The organism is Rhodococcus sp. KBW08 (assembly GCF_003852455.1).
Classification (GTDB): Bacteria; Actinomycetota; Actinomycetes; order Mycobacteriales; family Mycobacteriaceae; genus Rhodococcus_F; species Rhodococcus_F baikonurensis.
On the sequence record NZ_QAJJ01000011.1, the window covers coordinates 304,862 to 318,863 of the forward strand.

At 63.0% G+C, this 14,002-nt stretch carries 14 protein-coding genes; 12 read left to right on the forward strand and 2 right to left on the reverse strand.

Features of this window, described 5'->3' with window-relative positions; translation table 11 throughout:
- Positions 1–29 precede the first annotated feature (29 nt).
- Positions 30–1,532 carry a class I adenylate-forming enzyme family protein gene (locus DBV08_RS16430; RefSeq protein ID WP_124568116.1) on the reverse strand — a complete coding sequence of 501 codons (1,503 nt, stop codon included), beginning with the start codon at positions 1,530–1,532 and terminating at the stop codon, positions 30–32.
- A 105-nt stretch (positions 1,533–1,637) separates the two neighbouring features.
- Between DBV08_RS16430 and DBV08_RS16435 the strand changes: the two genes are divergently transcribed.
- Complete coding sequence (locus DBV08_RS16435; protein ID WP_206029810.1) at positions 1,638–2,351, forward strand: TetR/AcrR family transcriptional regulator; 714 nt, start codon at positions 1,638–1,640, stop codon at positions 2,349–2,351.
- Positions 2,352–2,416: 65 nt separating this feature from the next.
- Here DBV08_RS16435 and DBV08_RS16440 read toward each other — a convergent pair whose 3' ends face one another.
- Entirely contained in the window at positions 2,417–2,893 is a 477-nt protein-coding gene (locus DBV08_RS16440) for a MaoC family dehydratase (protein WP_003942878.1), read from the reverse strand.
- Positions 2,894–3,050: 157 nt separating this feature from the next.
- Between DBV08_RS16440 and DBV08_RS16445 the strand changes: the two genes are divergently transcribed.
- The 11 genes from DBV08_RS16445 to DBV08_RS16495 all read left to right on the forward strand — a co-directional run bounded on the left by DBV08_RS16445 (position 3,051) and on the right by DBV08_RS16495 (position 13,893).
- Positions 3,051–3,872, forward strand: a complete 822-nt coding sequence (locus tag DBV08_RS16445; RefSeq protein WP_124568117.1) for an SDR family oxidoreductase — start codon at positions 3,051–3,053, stop codon at positions 3,870–3,872.
- Positions 3,869–4,672: an enoyl-CoA hydratase-related protein gene (locus DBV08_RS16450; RefSeq protein ID WP_124568118.1), complete on the forward strand. Its 804-nt coding sequence runs from the start codon at positions 3,869–3,871 to the stop codon at positions 4,670–4,672. The genes DBV08_RS16445 and DBV08_RS16450 overlap by 4 nt, the downstream gene beginning before the upstream one ends.
- Positions 4,659–5,879, forward strand: a complete 1,221-nt coding sequence (locus DBV08_RS16455; protein ID WP_019745701.1) for an acyl-CoA dehydrogenase family protein — start codon at positions 4,659–4,661, stop codon at positions 5,877–5,879. The genes DBV08_RS16450 and DBV08_RS16455 overlap by 14 nt, the downstream gene beginning before the upstream one ends.
- Position 5,880: 1 nt before the next feature.
- Positions 5,881–6,663 (forward strand): SDR family oxidoreductase, encoded by a 783-nt coding sequence (locus DBV08_RS16460; RefSeq protein ID WP_095972768.1) that lies wholly within the window; start codon positions 5,881–5,883, stop codon positions 6,661–6,663.
- Complete coding sequence (locus DBV08_RS16465) at positions 6,656–7,690, forward strand: phosphotransferase family protein (RefSeq protein ID WP_185564665.1); 1,035 nt, start codon at positions 6,656–6,658, stop codon at positions 7,688–7,690. Before DBV08_RS16460 ends, DBV08_RS16465 begins: the two co-directional genes overlap by 8 nt.
- 45 nt (positions 7,691–7,735) lie before the next feature.
- Positions 7,736–8,494 carry a 3-oxoacyl-ACP reductase FabG gene (gene fabG, locus DBV08_RS16470; RefSeq protein ID WP_019745698.1) on the forward strand — a complete coding sequence of 253 codons (759 nt, stop codon included), beginning with the start codon at positions 7,736–7,738 and terminating at the stop codon, positions 8,492–8,494.
- Positions 8,495–8,528: 34 nt separating this feature from the next.
- Positions 8,529–9,722, forward strand: a complete 1,194-nt coding sequence (locus DBV08_RS16475; RefSeq protein ID WP_124568119.1) for an acyl-CoA dehydrogenase family protein — start codon at positions 8,529–8,531, stop codon at positions 9,720–9,722.
- Positions 9,719–10,816, forward strand: coding sequence for an acyl-CoA dehydrogenase family protein (locus DBV08_RS16480; RefSeq protein ID WP_124568120.1), 1,098 nt, complete (start codon positions 9,719–9,721; stop codon positions 10,814–10,816). The genes DBV08_RS16475 and DBV08_RS16480 overlap by 4 nt, the downstream gene beginning before the upstream one ends.
- 31 nt (positions 10,817–10,847) lie before the next feature.
- Positions 10,848–11,831, forward strand: coding sequence for an NADPH:quinone oxidoreductase family protein (locus tag DBV08_RS16485; RefSeq protein WP_095972765.1), 984 nt, complete (start codon positions 10,848–10,850; stop codon positions 11,829–11,831).
- 80 nt (positions 11,832–11,911) lie between these two features.
- Positions 11,912–13,111 (forward strand): acetyl-CoA C-acyltransferase, encoded by a 1,200-nt coding sequence (locus DBV08_RS16490; RefSeq protein WP_124568121.1) that lies wholly within the window; start codon positions 11,912–11,914, stop codon positions 13,109–13,111.
- Positions 13,108–13,893, forward strand: coding sequence for a RhlG family 3-oxoacyl-ACP reductase (locus DBV08_RS16495; protein WP_095972763.1), 786 nt, complete (start codon positions 13,108–13,110; stop codon positions 13,891–13,893). The genes DBV08_RS16490 and DBV08_RS16495 overlap by 4 nt, the downstream gene beginning before the upstream one ends.
- Positions 13,894–14,002 lie beyond the last annotated feature (109 nt).

Sequence of the window (14,002 nt, forward strand, 5' to 3'; positions counted from 1 at the left end):
CGAAATCTCGCCGGGGCTCACCTGTTTTTTCAGTTCTGCTTCTGGGCGAGGAGTTCGGTGCGGTCGATCGATCGCTTGAGGATCTTCCCCGTCGAACCCTTCGGGAGGGCGTCGATGAACTGGACCACCCGCGGAATCTTGTAGGCGGACAGACGTTCCCGAGCCCACGAGGTGACGGCGTCTGCCTCGAGGTCGGAGCCTGGGCGCACGGCCACCACTGCCGCGACCTCCTCGCCGTAGTAGTCGTCGGGTATGCCGATCACCGCGGCCTCGACGATGTCGGGATGCTGGTAGAGCACCTCTTCGACCTCGCCTGGATAGACGTTGTATCCACCACGGATGATGAGGTCCTTGACTCGGTCGACGATGCGAAGGTCACGGTCGGCGTCGGTCTCGCCGAGGTCTCCGGTGCGGAACCATCCGTCGTCGGACAGGACGGCGGCCGTGTCGTCAGGGCGCTTCCAGTAGCCCTTCATGACCGTCGGTCCTTTGATGAATACTTCGCCCACTGTGCCTGCCTCGCAGACATTTCCGTCGTGATCACGAACCTCGACCTCGGTCCGCGGTACGGCGCGGCCGGTGTATCCGATCTTTGCAACGCGGTCGATGCTGTTGAAAGTTCCGAATGCGCTCGTCTCGGTCAGGCCGTAGCCCTCGAGGATCGTGCAGTTGAACCGTGCTTCGAAGGCGCGAGCAACTTCACCGGGAAGTGATGCGCCACCGGAGATTGCGATCCGCAGTTGCTCGAAGTCGGAGCTGTCCACGTCGGCGGCGGCGTGCAGCATGGCATTCCACATGGTGGGGACGCCGGCCATGACGGTGAGTTTGTCCCGGCGCACCAGATCGAGCATGGCGGTGGGGTCGAACCGGGCGAGCAGGGACAGTGATCCGCCGCCGGTGAAGGTTGCCATCATGACCGAGCCCTGGCCGAAGATGTGGAAGAGCGGCAGTCCGGTTCCGGTTCGGTCCGAAGGGTTTCCGCGGCTGCTCTCGGCGCCGATCTCACCGGCGGACAACAAATTCCCGACGGTCAGCTGAGCGCCCTTCGGGCGTCCGGTGGTGCCGGAGGTGTAGAGAATCGCCGTGGTGTCTGCTGCCGCACGGTCGACCACAGTTGCGGGTGCATGATCGGCCTTCGCCGATTCTTCGGTGAGCGTCCACACCCGGACGCCCCGCGCACTCCCTGCATCCTGGACTGCGGACCCGAGTTGATGCCACGCGATGGCGAGGGAAATCTCCGCGTCGTCGAGAACGTACTCGACTTCGGGTTGCGCCGACATCGTGTTGATCGGTACCACGACACAACCTGCGGCCTGAATTCCCATGTACGCCACGATGAATTCCGGCACCGACGGCGCTGCGAGCAGAACGCGGTCGCCGACGCTCAACCCTTCGTCGCGAATGCGGCCGGCGAACGCCAGAGATGCGTCGTGAAGCTGCCGGTATGTCCAATGATTATCCGTGCCGCGAATTGCAATATTGTCCGGAGTGGCTTCCGCGTGACGGGTCACCGGGTCGAGAACGCTAACCATGGTTCTGCCTTTCGGGAGGAATCGACCGATTGTGTGTCCTGGGTCTCACCAGAGCGTACACTTGAATCCGGCGTCAACATCGAGTCTGCTGGGATTGTCCCGAAAATGATGTTGACTCGGAAGGATGAGGAGCGCACCGTGCTCGACGACGAATCGCGAATTGCCGCCTTACCGGTGGCTCCGCCAGCGCTGCTCCGTGATCGACCGACCACCGAGCGGGGTACCCGCACGCGTGCGGCATTAGTTGCCGCTGCCCGTAAGGTTTTCGAGCGTAGTGGCTATCTCGATGCCCGTCTGATCGACATCGCCAAAGAAGCCGGCTGCGCTACGGGATCGTTCTATACGTACTTCGCGAACAAGGAAGAGGTGTTCGCCGCCGTCCTCGAGGTCGCGCGAGACGACATGATGCATCCGGGCATGGGACGCGTTGCGGGCGCGGACGATCCGTACGCCGTGCTGGAGGCGAGCAATCGAGCGTATCTGGCCGCATACCAACGCAATGCGAAGTTGATGGGGCTCATGGAGCAGGTTGCTCACATCGATCCGGAGTTCCGGAAGTTCCGCAGCGAGCGGGCCAATGCGTTCATACGCCGTAATGCCCGCGGGATTGCAGATCTGCAGTCCCGCGGCATCGCGGACACGACGCTGGATCCGATGACGGCGTCGATTGCTCTGTCCGGCATGGTGAGTCGACTCGCCTACAGTCTGTTCACCCTCCGTGAGGGTGAGGTGGACGGGCGTTCGCCGGAGTTCGATCAGATTGTCGCCACGGTGACCGATCTGTGGGCGAACGCTCTCAAATTTCCTGACCGTCTCTGACGAGGGGCCGCCCCGGGCCGGGAGGCTCGGAGCGGCCGGGGTATGCAGGTTCAGCCCTTCTCGATTCAGCTCTTCTCGACGACGCGAGCGACGGATTCGGCGACGACCACGGGCTTGTCGGAACCTTCACGCTCGACCACCTGGCTCATCTTCACTTGGATTCCGCCGGGCAACTGCTCTGCGGACACGACGGTTGCGCGCATGCGGACCCGGGATCCCACAGGAACGGGAGCGGGGAAGCGAACCTTGTCGTAGCCGTAATTGAGGCTGTGGGCGAAGCCGTCGAAGTGGATGAGTTGGTAGGAGAACTGCGGGCCCAGCGAGAGGCTGAAGAGTCCGTGCGCGATGGTGCTGCCGAGCGGGCTCGATGCGGCTCGTTCCGGGTCGACGTGAATCCACTGATGATCGTTTGTGGCTTCGGCGAACGCGTTGATGCGCTCCTGGGTGATGTCGTACCACTCCGTCGGGCCAAGTTCCTGGCCGATGAGCTTCTCGAGCTCGGCGAAGGTGGACGGGCGGACGGGCAATTGGTTTTCAGTCATCGTTATCCCTTTACTCGCAGTTCAGGAGGACGGAACGGGCCGTTCGGGTGACCGTCGCGATTCGACGGTTGAAACTGACGCCGGATTCAACTATACATGAGGGGAGACGTGGATCACTGTCAGCGCGTAGGTATGACGCAAGCGAGAGGAATCGCTCATGAAGGTTGCCCAGAAGGTAGCAATTGTCACCGGTGGCGGCGGGGGGATCGGCGGTGCGCTGGCCGAGCGACTGGCTGCCGAGGGCGCTCGCGTCGTAGTGGCCGACCTCGACGGAGCTGCGGCGTCAGCGGTAGCCGAGGCGATCAACGCGGAGTATCCCGGAGCGGCCGTGTCTGCCGGTGGCGACGTCTCCGACGAGACGGTCATTGCAGGCCTGATCGCGCAGGCGGAGAAGGAATTCGGCCCGGTCGACCTCTACTTCGCCAATGCCGGCGTCACCGGAGGCATGGGCCTCGACATCAGCGAGGACGTCTGGGACACGACGATCGACGTCAACGTTCGCGCTCACATTCGCGCTGCCAGGCTCCTCGTCCCCGGTTGGACCGAGCGCGGGGAGGGCTACTTCATCAGCACCGCCTCTGCGGCCGGCTTGCTCAGCCAGGTCGGCTCGGCCGCGTACTCGGTGACCAAACATGCCGCGGTCGCATTTGCGGAGTGGCTCTCGATCACCTACGGAGATCAGGGTGTTCGCGTCAGTTGCCTGTGTCCGATGGGCGTCAACACCAAGCTTCTCTACGAAGGCGAGAATTCCGGCGATCCGGTCGGCAAGGCCGCAACCGGAGCCGTGCTTGCCGCCGGCAACGTTCTCGAGCCGGCTGAATGCGCCGAAATCGTTCTGGCCGCAGTAGATGCCGAGGAATTCCTCATCCTTCCGCACAAGAACGTGCTGGACATGTACCGGCAGAAGGGCGCCGACTACGACCGTTGGCTGCGCGGGATGCGTCGGTACCAGGCGTCGCTGCTCGCGGGAACGCGATGACCGAGGAACTCGTCCTCTCCGAGCAGAGAGGCGCGGTGCTGGTTCTGACATTCAATCGGCCCCGCGTTCTCAACGCGTGGACCAACGAGCTCGAAGATCAGTACTACGACCTTTTGGCCGCAGCAGACGAAGATCCCGGTGTCCGAGCAATTGTAGTCACCGGCTCGGGCCGCGGATTCTGCTCGGGGGCTGACCTCGGCAATCTGAAGAACGTCGGCGGCGTTTCCGAAAGTGATCTGGTCCGACCGCGAGATCGTGATTTCCCGACCACCATCCGCAAGCCGCTGATCGCTGCCGTCAACGGCGTCGCCGCAGGCCTCGGAATGGTCGAGGCTCTGTACTGCGACGTTCGTTTCGGTTCGAGTGCAGCACGATTCACTACCGCGTTCGCGCGTCGAGGCCTCATTGCGGAGTACGGCATCTCCTGGATGTTGCCCCGATTGGTCGGTCACAGTCGAGCAGTCGATCTGCTGCTTTCCAGCCGGATGGTGGATGCCGACGAGGCGTACCGCATCGGTTTGATCGACCACCTGGTCACCGGCGGTGACGCTCTGGATGCGGCGATTGCTTACGCCGAGGACATCGCGGCCAACTGCTCGCCGACGTCCCTCTCCGTCATCAAGTCTCAGATGAGTGCCGACGCGCACTCGACCTTCACCGATTCCGCCAGGCGTGCGGAATCGCTGATGCTGAATGCATTTCACGGCCCGGATGTCGTCGAAGGCGTCAACAGCCATCTCGAACATCGAGCCCCCAATTTTCCTTCCCTCTCTGTCAGGAGTTCACATGTCAGTGTTTGAGTTCTCGGATCGCACCAAGAAGTACCAGGCCGAACTGCTCGATTTCATGGACAAGCACGTTTATCCGGCCGAAGCGGTCTACGAAGAGCAGATGCGTGAGTCCGGTAACCCGCACTTCCAGCCGCCGATCATCGACGACTTGAAGAAGGAAGCCAAGGCGCGCGGGCTGTGGAACCTCTTTCACCCGCATCCCGAATGGGGCCCCGGCCTGACCAACCTGGAATACGCACCGCTCGCGGAGATCATGGGCCGCAGCCACCTGGCTTCCGAAGCCACCAACTGCGCCGCTCCGGACACGGGAAACATGGAGGTGCTCACGCTCTTCGGCACCGACGAGCACAAGGAGAAGTACCTCAAGCCGCTTCTCGAAGGCGAAATCCGTTCTGCTTTCGCGATGACCGAGCCCGAGGTTGCCAGTTCCGACGCCACCAACATCCAGCTTCGTATGGACCGTGACGGCGACGAGTACGTACTGAACGGCCGTAAGTGGTTCGCTTCCAACGCTTTGCATCAGAACTGCAAGGTTCTGATCGTCATGGGCAAGACCGACTTCAATGCCGCCACCCACCGTCAGCAGTCGATGATGGTCGTTCCGATCGATGCTCCCGGCGTCACGATCCTGCGCAACTTGCCGGTCTTCGGCTACCAGGACCGTGAAGGACACGGCGAGATCACCTTCGAGGACGTGCGCGTCCCGGCCAAGGACATTCTCGCCGGCGAGGGCGAAGGATTCGCGATCAGCCAGGCTCGCCTCGGACCCGGCCGCATCCACCACTGCATGCGTGCAATCGGAATGGCCGAGCGCGCACTGGAACTGATGTGCAAGCGCGCATCCACCCGCATCACCTTCGGAAAGCCCGTCAGTGACAACGCGAATATCCAGGACTGGATCGCCGAGGCTCGTATCGACATCGAGATGGTTCGACTCCTCACGCTCAAGGCCGCTCACATGATGGACACGGTGGGCAACAAGGAAGCGCGCACCGAGATCGCAGCCATCAAGGTTGCGGCGCCGAACATCGCGCTCAAGATCATCGACCGCGCCATCCAGGTTCACGGCGGCGGCGGCGTCACGGACGACTTCCCGCTCGCGATGGCTTACGCTCACATGCGCACCCTTCGCCTGGCCGACGGCCCGGACGAGGTGCACAAGCGCGCCATCGCCAAGCAGGAACTGCGCAAGTACCGCGAAGTCAAGGCGAACTGACATGGCAGGACTGGATCTCACAGGTAAGACGGCAATCGTCACCGGCGCATCGCGGGGCATCGGCCTCGCTACCGCGCAGGCGATTGCGGCGGCGGGCGGAAACGTCGTACTGACTTCGCGCTCACAGGAATCCGCAGATGCGGCTGCCGCACAGGTGAACGGCAACGCGATCGGCGTCGGCGCTCACGCGACGGACGAGGATGCTGCACGCACGTGCGTCGAGCAGACGATCGAGCGTTTCGGCAGTCTCGACATCTTGGTGAACAACGCGGGCACCAACCCGTCGTTCGGGCCGATCATCAACCAGGATCACTCGCGCTTCGCCAAGACCTTCGACGTCAACGTGTGGGCTCCAGTCCTGTGGACCGGCCTGGCAGCGCGGGCCTGGATGGGCGAGCACGGTGGTTCCGTGGTCAACACCGCCTCGATCGGCGGCATGGCGTTCGAGGCCGGGATCGGTACGTACAACGCGTCGAAGGCTGCTCTGATCCACATCACCAAGCAGTTGGCGCTCGAGTTGTCACCGAAGATCCGTGTCAACGCCGTTGCTCCGGGAGTGGTGAGAACCAAACTCGCCGAAGCTCTGTGGAAAGAACATGAAGAAGCGGTGTCCGCGTCGACCGCTCTCGGACGCATCGGTGAACCCGAGGACGTGGCCGCGGCCATCGCCTTCCTGGTTTCGGATGCAGCCCAGTGGATCACCGGCGAGATCATGACCATCGACGGTGGCCAGTTGTTGGGTGACGCACTCCCGTTCCGGCAGGGAGCGTCCGTCGGTGGCTAGCGTCGGAGTAGTGGGACTCGATACCGAGGCGGTTACCGGGTGGATTGCAGGCCTGGGGATCGACTTCACCGGGCCGCTGTCCTTCGATCGAATCGGTTTGGGGCAGTCCAACCTCACGTACCTGGTTCGTGATCAGGACGGTAACCGTTGGGTTCTACGACGCCCACCGCTCGGTCACCTTCTCGCCTCGGCTCACGACGTGGCGCGTGAGGCTCGCATCCTGAGCGCTCTCGAATCCACCGACGTGCCTTCGCCGCGAGTATTCGGGTTGACCGAGGATCCGTCCGTCACCGAAGTTCCGCTGCTTCTCATGGAATTCGTGGACGGCGAAGTCGTCGACCGGATGCCTCTTGCCGAGGCGTTGTCGGAAGAGCGTCGCAGGGCAATCGGAATCTCGCTGGCTCAGACGCTCGCGAAGATTCACGCCGTGGATCTGAAGCAGGCAGGTCTCGACGACTTGGCAAGTCACAAGCCCTACGCCGCGCGGCAGCTGAAGCGGTGGGGTGGTCAGTGGGAACAGTCGAAGACGCGGGAATGCCCTGATCTGGACGATCTCACCCGACGACTCATTGCGGCCCAGCCGGATCACACTGAAACCACGTTGGTGCACGGCGACTTTCACCTACGCAATGTGATCACCTCGGCGAGCAACGGCGAAGTTGTCGCGGCCCTCGACTGGGAACTGTGCACACTCGGTGATCCGTTGGCGGACGTCGGAAGCTTGTTGGCGTACTGGCCGGCGGCTGGGGAGGACACCGGCGGCGATTTTCCGGCGTCGGCGCTCCCCGGATTCCCCTCGCGAGAGGAGATCTCCCGGATCTATCTCGAGGCCACCGGACGGGATCCGGCTGCGCTGAAGTTCTGGCACACCTTGGGGCTGTGGAAGATTGCCGTGATCGCCGAGGGCGTGATGCGTCGCGCCCGCGACGAACCGCAGAATGCCGCCGAGAGCGGAACTCCCACCGTGGAACGTATTGACGCCTTGGTCGCCAAAGCCAGGGAAATTGCAGATCAGGCCGGGATCTGACGAGATCGTCCGGTGTCCGTCGAATCACGAAAGTATGGAGGGCCAGTGAGCCAGGAACGTAGAACCGCAATTGTCACGGGCGCAGCACGCGGAATCGGTGCGGCCGTGGCGAAGCGACTGTCGGAAGACGGTTTTGCCGTCGCCGTGCTCGACCTCGACGAAGCGGCGTGTGCCGGAACCGTCGACGCGATCAAGGCTGCAGGCGGCCAGGGCTTGGCCGTCGGCGCTGACGTCTCCGACGAGGCCTCGGTTGCTGCAGCGGTGGATCGTGTTGCCGCAGAACTGGGTGCACCTACCGTGCTGATCAACAATGCCGGCATCACTCGCGACAACCTTCTGTTCAAGATGAGCGTTGCCGAGTGGGATTCGGTGATGAACGTCCACCTGCGTGGAGCGTTCCTCATGTCGCGTGCGGTGCAGAAGTACATGGTGGAAGCGAAGTTCGGCCGCATCGTGAACCTCTCGAGCACGTCGGCTCTCGGCAACCGCGGACAGGTCAACTACTCCGCAGCCAAGGCCGGCATGCAGGGATTCACCAAGACGTTGGCCTTCGAGCTGGGCAAGTTCGGCGTCACCGCCAACGCCATTGCCCCCGGATTCATCGAAACCGAGATGACCGCCGCAACGGCAGAGCGCATGGGAGTCGGCTTCGAGGACTTCAAGACCGCTGCCGCTTCGCAGATTCCGGTCAACCGCGTCGGTCAGCCCGAGGACATCGCGCACACCGCGTCGTTCTTCGTCAGTGAAGGCGCGGGCTTCGTTTCCGGTCAGGTCGTCTACGTCGCCGGTGGGCCCAAGGACTGACAGTCCGCTCACCGCTCGAACCGAAGGAATGGGCATGGCTTTCGACGAAGAGGCAGTATCGCGTGACATCACCGACAAGGTGAACGTGCTTCTCGCGGAAAACGATCCGAGCAGTGTGTCGGTATCGGATTTCCTTGGCGCACGATTCGACGCCGGACTGGCGTGGGTTCATTTCCCCGAAGGTCATGGGGGACTCGGTGTACCGCAGAGCTTTCAGCGGCAGGTGAACGCTCAGCTGGAGGCTGCCGGTGCACCCGGCCCGGCCACCGGCAAGAACGGGATCGGACTGGGCATGGCGGCACCGACCATCGCTGCCTTCGGTACCGAGGAGCAGAAGCAGAAGTTCCTGCGCCCGTTGTGGACTGCGGAGACGGTCTACTGCCAGCTGTTCAGTGAACCGGGCGCAGGTTCGGACCTCGCGGCCGTCGCTACCCGTGCCGTCCGCGACGGCGACGACTGGATAGTCAACGGGCAGAAGGTGTGGACGTCGGGTGCGCAGAACGCGCAGCTGGCGATTCTGGTGGCCAGGACCGATCCGTCACGCTCGAAGCACGCGGGTCTGAGCTACTTCATCTGCGACATGACCGACCCGGGCGTCGACGTCCGGCCGCTCCGTCAGATCACCGGCGAGGCCGAATTCAACGAGGTATTCCTCACGGACGTCAGGATTCCGGACGCCAATCGCCTCGGAGCCGAAGGTCAGGGATGGAAGGTTGCGACAACCACCCTGAACAACGAGCGTGTTGCCATCGGTTCGGGCGCACCGCGTGAGGGCGGCATGATCGGAAAGGTCGCTCAGGCCTGGCGCGACGAGCCCGAGTTGCGTAATCCGGCAATGCACGACGAGTTGATGCGGCTCTGGACCGAATCCGAAGTTGCGCGTCTGACCGGGGAGCGACTGCGTCAGCAGCTCGCCGCCGGCCAGCCCGGCCCCGAAGGCTCGGGAATGAAGCTCGCCTTTGCCGGTTTGGCCCAACAGATTTCGGGTTTCGACCTCGAGTTGCACGGCGAAGCCGGTCTGCGTTACGACGACTGGACACTGCGTCGACCGGATTCCGTCGACTTCACCGGGCGTGAACCCGGATACCGGTACCTGCGAGCCAAGGGCAATTCGATCGAGGGCGGAACGTCGGAGATCCTGCGCAACGTCATCGCAGAACGCGTACTCGGGCTGCCACCCGAGCATCGCGTCGACAAGGACATCGCCTGGAAGGACCTACCCCGATGAGCGCTGATCTGCTGTACTCCGAGACCGAACAAGATCTGCGAGCCAGCGTCAGACGACTGCTGACCGAGCGTGCCGGCGCCGACACCGTGGTCACGGCATACGACGACGTGTCCGCCGACTTCACCGGGCTGTGGAAGTCGCTGGCGTCGGAACTCGGTTTGGCGGGACTGCTGGTACCCGAGGAACTGGGCGGGGCAGGTGCGTCGACGCGTGAGGCGGCGGTCGTGATGGAGGAGATCGGACGTGCGGTCGCGCCCGTTCCGTTCTTCACCAGCGCGGTGCTGGCGACGACGGCGTTGCTGAAGGCAGGTGAGACCGAGGTGCTCGGTCAATTGGCCACCGGGGAGTCGACGGCTGCTCTGGTCGTCCCGTTGTCCACTGCACCAGGAACTTTCACACCCTCTGTCAAGGTGACGGCGAGTGGACTCGTCGGCAGTGTCACAACGGTTGCCGGTGTCGCCGAGTCCGATGTTCTTGTTGTCCCGGTTGCCGGTGAGAGCGGTCTGGAGTTGCACACCGTTCGGATCGCCGACGCTGCCGTCACGCCCGTTCTGTCCCTGGACATGACGCGCCGTTTGGCGGACGTCGAGTTCTCGGGGTCGCCGTCGGTCCGGGTCGACGGCGGCAATGCGGCGCAAGCGGTTGAGGAAGCGTTGCTCTGCGGAAGCGCACTTCTGGCGTCCGAACAGTTCGCTGTAGCTCAGTGGTGCCTCGAAACGACTCTCGCGTATGTGAAGGAGCGCAAGCAGTTCGGCCGGGCGATCGGTTCGTACCAGGCGATCAAGCACCGCCTGGCCGATCTCTGGCTCGAAGTCAGTTCCTCGGGCGCGGCAGCACGCTATGCGGCGGACACCTATGCACGCGGCGACAACGATGCGGCGATCGCGGCGACGGTAGCCCAGGCATTCTGCAGCGGCGTCGCGGTTCATGCCGCCGAGGAATGCGTCCAACTCCACGGTGGTATCGGAATGACGTGGGAGTATCCGGCGCACCTCTACCTCAAACGGGCGAAGAGCGATCAGTTGTCGCTGGGAACCGCATATCAGCATCGGGCACGCCTCGCCGAGTTGGTCGACCTCCCGATCTCGTCCTGAATCCCACCCACTATCTGTCTGGAGAATTGCTGTGAAGGCTTGGCGCGTCAACGAACTCGGCGAACCCCGCGATGTACTCGCGTTGGAGGAAACCGCGGATCCCACCCCCAGTGCGACGGAGATGTTGGTGAAGGTGCTGGCCGCTCCGGCCAACTTCCCCGACGTCCTCATGTGCCGGGGTGAATACCAGATCAAGCCGCCGCTGCCCTTCACCCCCGGCGTCGAACTGTGTGGTGAAGTGGTCTCGGTCGGTGAATCGGTGACCAAGTTCGCGGTGGGGGACCGGGTGATCGGTAATCCGAGTCTGCCGTCCGGTGGATTCGCCGAGTACTCGGTGCTGGATCAGAACAACACGTTCCCGGCGCCGTCGGCTCTCGACGACGCGGAAGCCTCCGCACTGAGCATCGGCTACCAGACGGCGTGGTTCGCTCTGCACCGGCGCACTCAACTGCTCGAAGGTGAAACCTTGTTGGTTCACGCCGCTGCGGGTGGTGTGGGCAGTGCTGCAGTGCAACTCGGCAAGGCGGCAGGCGCCAAGGTGATCGGTGTCGTCGGTGGGCCGGACAAGGCGGAGTACGCGCGCAAGCTGGGCGCAGACCTCGTGGTCGACCGTCACAGTGAGGACTTCGTGGCAGCGGTCAAGGAGTTCACCGGCGGCAAGGGCGCCGATGTCGTCTTCGATCCGGTCGGCGGTGACGCATACGCGAAGTCCACCAAGTGCATCGCCTTCGAGGGACGGATCGTCATCATCGGTTTCGCGGGCGGCACGATTCCGCAGCCGGCACTCAATCATGCTCTCATCAAGAACTATTCGATCATCGGTCTGCACTGGGGGCTGTACAAGGCCTACAACCAGCAGGCCATCGACGATTGCCACGTCGAGCTCACCAGGCTCGCCGATGCCGGTCTGGTCAAACCACTGATCAGTGAGCGGTTGTCGTTGACGGACGTGGCCGACGGTATCGGCCGCCTCGGCGACGGCACCACAGTCGGTCGCGTCGTGTTCCAGCCCTGATTCTCTGCTGTGCGCCTTTATTAACCCCCGGCGGTTAATAAAGGCGCACAGCACTTCGTGTTCGACGAAAGGTTTCCCCGATGAGGCAAGCTGTCATCGTTTCCACTGCCCGTACCCCGATCGGTAAGGCGTACCGCGGCGCGTTCAACAACACTCAGGCTCAAGAGCTCGCTGCACATGCCATTTCGAATGCAGTTCAGCGCGCGGGACTCGAAGGCGGCGAGGTCGAGGACGTCATTCTCGGCGCTGCGTTGCAGCAGGGATCTTCCGGCGGCAACGTCGCGCGGCAAGCGGTACTGCGGGCGGGGCTTCCGGACTCGGTTTCCGGAATGACGATCGACCGTCAGTGCTCGTCCGGGCTCATGGCCATCGCAACCGCAGCCAAGCAGATCGTGGACGACGGAATGCAGATCGCGGTCGGCGGCGGCGTCGAATCGATCTCGTTGGTACAGAACGATCACATGAACAACTTCCGCGCGGCTGATCCGTGGCTGAAGGAAAACAAGCCGTCGATCTACATGCCGATGCTGCACACGGCCGAAATCGTCGCCGAGCGCTACGGAGTGACCCGCGAGCAGCAGGACGAATTCGCGCTCGTCTCGCAGCAGCGGACCGCAGCAGCTCAGAACGCAGGTCGGTTCGATCTCGAAATCGTCCCGCTGCCCTCGATCAAGCAGGTGCAGGACAAGGAGACGGGTGAGATCCGCAGCGAGTCCGTGACGCTGACCCGGGACGAAGGCAACCGCGCTTCCACCACGTTGGAAGGTCTGGCGAGTCTGCGACCGGTTCTGGCCGACGGTACTGTCAGTGCGAATTCCTCCATCACTGCGGGCAACTCGTCTCAGCTCTCGGACGGTGCCTCCGCTTCCGTGCTGATGGAGGCAGGCGAGGCGGAACGCCGCGGGTTGGCTCCTCTCGGTATCTACCGTGGCATGGCCGTCGCGGGTTGCGCTCCCGACGAGATGGGCATCGGGCCGGTGTTCGCGATTCCCCGCCTGCTCGATCTGCACGGGCTGAAGGTCGACGACATCGATCTCTGGGAACTCAACGAGGCCTTTGCCTCTCAGGCCCTGTACTGCCGTGACAAGCTCGGGATCGATCCCGAGAAGTACAACGTCGACGGTGGCGGTATCTCCGTCGGCCATCCGTACGGAATGACGGGTGCTCGTCTGGTCGGCCATGCACTTCTTGAAGGAAAACGGCGCGGAGCCAAGCTCGTGGTCGTGACCATGTGCATCGGCGGCGGCATGGGTGCTGCCGGGCTTTTCGAGGTCGCATGAGCTTGATCGAGGGACTGTTCGACGTCAGTGGCAAGACCGTTGTGGTCACCGGTGGATCACGTGGCATCGGATACATGATCGCTCGCGGATTTGTCGAAGGCGGTGCGACGGTCGTCATTTCGGCTCGAAAAGCCGAAGCCTGTGACGAAGCCGCGCGGGAGCTTTCGGAGTTCGGCACCTGCATCTCGCATCCGGCCGATCTGTCCACGGACGAGGGGATCGAGAGCCTCGCTGCGAAGGTCGCCGAGATTTCGCCGACGCTCGACGTACTGGTCAACAACGCCGGTGCGACGTGGGGAGCTCCGGTCGACGATTTTCCGGCCGCCGGCTTCGACAAGATTTTCGACATCAACGTCAAAGCCATCTTCCTCTTGACACAGAAGCTGTTGCCGCAGTTGCGTTCTGCGGCCAAGGCCGAAGATCCCGCGCGCGTAATCAATATCGGATCGATCGACGGACTTGTGGTGTCGGGCTCGGAAAACTTCTCGTACGGTGCCAGTAAGGCTGCGGTACACATGTTGACGCGCAAGTTGGCGGCGACGCTTGCGGGGGAACAGATCACGGTCAACGCCATTGCGCCGGGTCCGTTTCCGTCGAAGATGATGGCATTCCTCCTGGAGGACGAGCAGAGCGCAAAGGCTGTGGCGGACTCGGTCCCGTTGGGCCGGGTCGGAACTCCCCAGGACGCTGCAGGTCTTGCAATTTTCCTGGCTTCGCGTGCCGGGGCTTATCTGACCGGCGCGGTGATCCCACTCGACGGCGGTGCGAGCGGAGCGCGCTGACCGTCTGACTGATCTTCTCTGTCCGAAAAGGCCTGAAAGTCTGAACTACTATGACTTTCAGGCCTTTTCGTGTCTTTGTCCGATTGGGTTATCTGTGACTGAGGTTGCT

Bases quoted from the DNA above. Each gene is read 5' to 3' on its own strand.
- DBV08_RS16440 (WP_003942878.1), bottom strand. From the start codon at position 2,893: ATGACTGAAAACCAATTGCCCGTCCGCCCGTCCACCTTCGCCGAGCTC.
- DBV08_RS16495 (WP_095972763.1), top strand. From the start codon at position 13,108: ATGAGCTTGATCGAGGGACTGTTCGACGTCAGTGGCAAGACCGTTGTG.
- DBV08_RS16480 (WP_124568120.1), top strand. From the start codon at position 9,719: ATGAGCGCTGATCTGCTGTACTCCGAGACCGAACAAGATCTGCGAGCC.
- DBV08_RS16460 (WP_095972768.1), top strand. From the start codon at position 5,881: ATGGCAGGACTGGATCTCACAGGTAAGACGGCAATCGTCACCGGCGCA.
- DBV08_RS16490 (WP_124568121.1), top strand. From the start codon at position 11,912: ATGAGGCAAGCTGTCATCGTTTCCACTGCCCGTACCCCGATCGGTAAG.
- DBV08_RS16450 (WP_124568118.1), top strand. From the start codon at position 3,869: ATGACCGAGGAACTCGTCCTCTCCGAGCAGAGAGGCGCGGTGCTGGTT.
- DBV08_RS16430 (WP_124568116.1), bottom strand. From the start codon at position 1,532: ATGGTTAGCGTTCTCGACCCGGTGACCCGTCACGCGGAAGCCACTCCG.
- DBV08_RS16435 (WP_206029810.1), top strand. From the start codon at position 1,638: ATGATGTTGACTCGGAAGGATGAGGAGCGCACCGTGCTCGACGACGAA.
- DBV08_RS16455 (WP_019745701.1), top strand. From the start codon at position 4,659: ATGTCAGTGTTTGAGTTCTCGGATCGCACCAAGAAGTACCAGGCCGAA.
- DBV08_RS16445 (WP_124568117.1), top strand. From the start codon at position 3,051: ATGAAGGTTGCCCAGAAGGTAGCAATTGTCACCGGTGGCGGCGGGGGG.
- DBV08_RS16475 (WP_124568119.1), top strand. From the start codon at position 8,529: ATGGCTTTCGACGAAGAGGCAGTATCGCGTGACATCACCGACAAGGTG.